The organism is Arthrobacter sp. Soil761 (assembly GCF_001428325.1).
Classification (GTDB): Bacteria; Actinomycetota; Actinomycetes; order Actinomycetales; family Micrococcaceae; genus Arthrobacter.
In genome coordinates this window covers 1-5,422 of record NZ_LMSF01000025.1, presented here as the reverse complement: position 1 = coordinate 5,422, position 5,422 = coordinate 1, and the positions used below count along the sequence as shown (strand labels likewise).

The 5,422-nt window shown below is 66.4% G+C and carries 1 protein-coding gene; it reads right to left on the bottom strand.

Annotated features, from left to right (window positions below; translation table 11 throughout):
* Positions 1-298: 298 nt before the first annotated feature.
* Positions 299-5,422, bottom strand: a 5,124-nt coding sequence (locus ASG79_RS14460; protein ID WP_056392125.1) for an Ig-like domain-containing protein, incomplete at its 5' end; no start/stop codon positions are given.

The window sequence follows — 5,422 nt, the reverse complement described above, 5'->3', positions numbered from 1 at the left end:
CGCCGTCATTCAACTCCACCTCAGTGGTCTTAAACCCCGGATACAACACAGCACCCGTCACCACAACAGCAACCACAGCACCAAACGCAGTGCCGGTGACGAGTTTCCTATGTCGCTTTTTCAGCCCGAGCTTCCCCAGCAGAGTTGTCACAGCGTTAATTTCCCTCAGATTGTGTAGCCAGATGGCGGCCTGGTCGCAGGACAGGCAGCAGGCTTCCTTTTCCCCGGGGTAAGCCTACCGAATAGCGGAAACCGCCGCGATGGGCACAACTGCCCGGGCTGTGGCCGGGCATGGGGCCTAGCAATGCGGTGCCCCAAGCCCGGCGGGATCGGCGAGCGTGGTGTGGCCGGCGATCACGTAGCGGCCAACATTCCGTGCCGAGCCGGATTCAACCCGCCACCATCGGACGATCCCGTTGCCGGACCAGTTGTCGCTCTGGTCGATCCAGCACGCCACCATGATGCGGTCCTGGTCCGCCTTGTAGAACCAGGGCGGGCTGTCCGCGTTGACGCCGTCACAGTCGAAGTAGGGACTTGGCCGGTAGTTCGATCCCCCCATGGTGAAGGTGCAGCTCCTCACGAAGTTGGGGTCGGAGGTCTTGATCCGGGTTTCCCACAGGCCCTGTTTGCCCGCGGTGGCGCTGGCGGTAACCACCGCGCTGCCGGTGCCGACGGAGTTGAAGGTCTGGACCGCGATGGTGACGGTGTCACCGAAGTTGGCCGTGTTGACCGTCCTGCTGCCGGAGGGGGCAACGTTCTCCCAGCCGCCGTTGTTGATCTTGATCCTCGTTTGCGCCACGTCGTTGGTGCTGGTGGACGGGGAGGACCAGTTCAGGGTGGCGGATTTTTGGTTTACACCGCCGTTTTGGCCGGACGCCGAGGGAGTCCCCGGGGAGCCGTACGGCGTGGCGGTGGCAGGGGCGCTTCCATCAGAACTCGGGGCCACCGTGGAGTTGGCGACGACGGTGATACTGACGGCGCTGCCGTTGGTGAAGCCGCCGATGGTCTGGCCGGGCGTGATGGGCCCGCGGGCACCGTTGCTGGCGTTGTAGCTGTAGCTGACTTCGTTTTCGGCAGAACCGTTGCGTTCCGCCGCGGTCAGTTTGCGGAAGTCCACTGTCACGGCGCGTCCTGCTCCGCCGGTGTTCGCCGGCGTGGCCGTCACGCCGGAGACCGTCGCCAGCTTGCCGGTGGCGCGCCGGGGCGCGGAGGGCGGGCTGACCGCGCCCTTGCCGGCCTTGTTCTCAGCCTGCACCGTGAACGTGTAGGCGGCCTCGGAGTTGTTGGCGGTGAAGTTTGCGGTGCGGACGTTGCCGGGGACGGTCTGCGTCTGGGCGGGGGCGTTGCCGCCGCTCATGGTGACGTAATAGGTGCTGATCGGATCACCGTTGGTATTGGGTTCGGCCCACGTGACCCGAAGCTGGTTCTGGGTTCCAACGGATGCTGCGACGGCGGACGAAGGTGCTGCAGGTGGCGCCGGGACACCGGCGGGATTGTCCTCCGCTGAATAGGTACCCCAGTCGGAGGCGCCAAGCTCGTTGACGGCCTGGGCGCGCACCTTGTACTTCACGCCGTTGGTGAGGCCGGTCCAGGTGTAGTTCAGCCCGGCGACCTCGTTCTTTACCGCGACGCCGCTGGCCGGTGGCGGTGAGATCTCCAGGTTGTAGTGCTTCACCGGCGAGCCCTCGGTTTTCGCCGATGGCCAAGTGATGGCCATGGTCTTGTCCCCGGCCTTCACCGTGGGCGCCTCCGGTGGCGATGGCTTCTCGTCAGGCCGGATTTCGTTGGACTGCGGCGAGGCCTGCGAGTCCCCCACCTCGTTGGTGGCGAGCACCGTGAAAACGTACTTCACGTTGTTGGTGAGCCCACTCAACGTGCAGGTGGTGGTGGGGCACTTCTGTTCGAAGCCGTTGTTCGAGCGGACGGTGTACCCCGTGATGGGAGCGCCGTTGTCCGACGGCGGCGCCCACTTGAGAACGGCGGTGCGGCTGCGGACGTCGGTGGCGCTGGGGGCAGAGGGTGCGTCGGGTTTGCCGCGGACGGTGAGCCGCAGCCGGCCGTCCACCTGGCGGGACAGGTCGCCCGTCTTGTCGGCCACGGTGTAGCGGACCACCATGACGCCCTTGTACCCGTCAGCCGGGGTAACGGTGACGCTGTCCCCCGACACGGACGGCTGGCCTGCTGCGGCGCCCGTCTCCACGGTGGCGCCAACGATCCGCAGGGGCGTATCCGGGAAGGGGTTGAAGTCGTTGGCCAGGACGTTGACCTGTTCCGTCTTTCCTGCGTTGGCCTTGTCCACCGCATCGTCGTTGGCCACCGGCAGGGGCCGGTTGGAGGCCACATGGCGTGCGCTGATGGTGGCGCCGACGGCGGGTGACCTGCCGTCGGTGACCTTCACCTGGATGTTTCCGGTGACGCCGATGCCAAGGGAACCATCGGCAGTGATGGCGAGGGTGGCGCCGTCGACCTTTGCGCTGAAGCCGGCGGGAAGCGTCCCGTCCAGTTCGAAGCGGAGGTTGTCCTTGTCCCGTTCGTCGACGTCCTTGGCCAGTCCGGCGAGGTCCACCGTTGCCGTTTCGGCCCTGGGGACGTCCACGGAGGTGCCGCTGAACGTGGGCGGGTGGTTGGCGTTGGGGTCCGGGATCACCTTGGTCATGATGACCAGGGTGGATTTCAGGCCGTCGGCGTCGTCGGGTCCGGAGCCGTCCGTTACTTCGAAGGTGATGGAGCCCGGGCCCACATAGTCCGGTTTGGCGGTGTAGCGCAGGGCTTTGCCGTCGGACCGGATGATGCCCTCCGGGGAGCCGCCCTGGACCCGGACGGAGTCGGCCACAGTGATCCGGGCGCTGCGGCCACTGCGGACCCGGACGTATTCGGACAGGTCCAGGGTGGCGTCCTTGCCGGACATGACCTCAACGGGGTCGGTCTTGGCGAGGGTAGGGTACTGCGCGCCCTGGCCCGGGATCCACATCAGGGCAGTGGAAGTGAGGCCGTCGACGTCCGTGACCGTGTAGGGAATCAGCTGGTCTTCCGGGGTGAGGGTCACCACTACGTTGCCCGACCCGCCCGGGTGGGCGTTGGGATTTCCGTCGGGCAGGCTGACCTTCAGGTCTGTGGCCACGCCGTCGGCATCGGTGTCGTTTTTCAGGACCGGCACATCGACGGCGGTCTTGCCAAGGGTTTCTGCCACCGATACCCGGTCATCCTTGGCCACGGGACGCTTGAGCTCGGCGTCCGGGCTGATCCGGATCCGGATGACGGCGCTGGAGGAAGCTTTCTTATCATCCTGGATGCGGTAGCTGATGCTTTCGTTGCCGGCAGCCCCGGGCGCCGTGAAGAGGACCCTGGCACCGTCTGTGGCCTCCACCTGCAACCCGGAACCGGCTTCGAAACCATCGGAGACCAGGCTGAGCGGGTCGCCGTCGGGGTCGGAGTCGTTTGCCAGGGCCTCCACCGCCACTTTGCGGCCCGGCCGGACATCCACGGGGTCGTCCACCGCAATGGGCTTCTGGTTGTTCGCCTCCGGCGGGGCGATGCCCACGATCACCGTGCCGGTGTTCTCTGCGCCGATCCGGTCCCGCACCCGGTAGGTGAAGCTATCGGTGCCGGCAGCGTCGCCCGCCGCCGTGAATTCCAGGTAGCCGTCCCGTACTACTGCGGTGCCCATGGCAGGTGCCTTGTCGATGCCGATGAGCTGGACGGAGTCGCCGTCGGCGTCGATGCCGTCCAGGGGCACGGGTACCTTGACGGTCATACCTGCCACCACGCGCGCGGTCAGGTTGCGCGGCTCGGGGCGGGAGTTCCGGTCATCGTCACGGGCGCGGATGCGGATGGTCACCTGCTGGGAATCCACTTGCCCGGATTCGTTCTGCACCTTGTAGATGGCGTATACGGTTTTCGCCTCGGGGCCGGCAACGAACCGCAGCTGGTCACCGGCCACGAACATGCGTCCATCGGCGGCATCCGGCTGCTGGGCGAGGTCGGGCAGGAGTGCGAGCCTGGAGCCGTTGGGGTCGGCGTCGTTGGCCAGGACGGGGATGGTGACGGCGTCGTTGACCCGGACGGTGGCTTCGTCCGGCTTTGCCTGTGGTGCCTGGAGCTTCGCCGGGGCGGGGACCATCAGTACGGCGATCTCGCCGGTCGCGGACGAGCGGCCGTTGGAGACGGTGTACCGGACGGTCAGCTGACCTTCGGCGCGGATGTCGGTAATCCGGACCACCGAGTGGTCAAGTACCGCAACGCTCACCGGCAGGCCGGCGTCGGCGGCGACGGACTGCACCACCAGTACGCCACCCGAGGGATCCGAGTCATTGCCCAGGACATCCACCAGTACGTCGCCGCCGGTGGGGAGCAGTGCGGTATCGCGGACGGCGACGGGAGCACCCTCGTCAGTGCCCGGCACCACATCCACGCGCACCAGCTGTTGGGCGCTGGCCGGGCCGTTGGTCACAAGGTAGCTGACGTAGTGGGCGCCGAGGGTACGGGAGTTGAAGGTGAAAGTCTGCTGGTCCGGGTTGAGGGTGGCTGTGGACTCGGCATCGGGCGTGGCCTGCGCCAGGCGCAACGTGCCGCCTTGCGGGTCAGAATCGTTCTTCAACGGGGTGATGACGGTGTCGGTGCCGGCAACGGCCACCACGTGATCGGCGTTGGCGATCGGCGGCAGGGAGCCGGGGCTCCTGACATCCACGGTGACTTTGCCTTCGGCCGTGGCTTGTCCGTCCGACATTGTTACGGTCAGGTTTTTGCGGCCGGGGGCGGCGCCGGAGTCCTGGAAGGTGAGCTGGCCGTCTGGGCGGATCCGGGCCTGGTCCAGCGGGTCGGCGCTGGACACGGAGACGGCGAACAAGTCGTCGCCGTCGGGGTCGATCCAGTCGGGAAGGATGTTCTGCGTGACGGCCTTGCCTGTTTGGACCACCAGGGTGGTGTTCCGGTTGGGCTTTTGCCGCGGCGGTGTGTTGCTGCCGGCCGGAATGACATTGAGGGTGATGTCGGCCGATGCAGAGAGTCCGCGGCCGTCATCCACTGTGTACTTGAAGGTTTCGCTGCCCGTCTTGTCCGCGGGCACCGCAACCTGCAGCCCGGTGGAGCCGTAGATGGGCGAAACGGAGCCCGTCTTGACGCCTTCCGGAGTGCGGACGGTCAGCACGTCGCCGTCGGGGTCAGAGTCATTGTCCAGGACAGGCAGGATGGTTGTTTTCCCTGCCCGGATGCCGAACTGGTCCGGTTTGGCCACGGGGGCGCTGTTGGGTTTGGTGCGGTCCGGCAAAACCGTCTGCTGCACCTCGTCCGCGGAGTCCTTGTCGGCGTCGTCGGAAGTTTCCTTGGGTGGGATGACGTCGTCCCAGTTGTTGACCAGCTGCATGTTCTGGTTCACCAGCCACACGTTCCCGGAGTTCACATCATTCAGGACCACCAGGTCCCG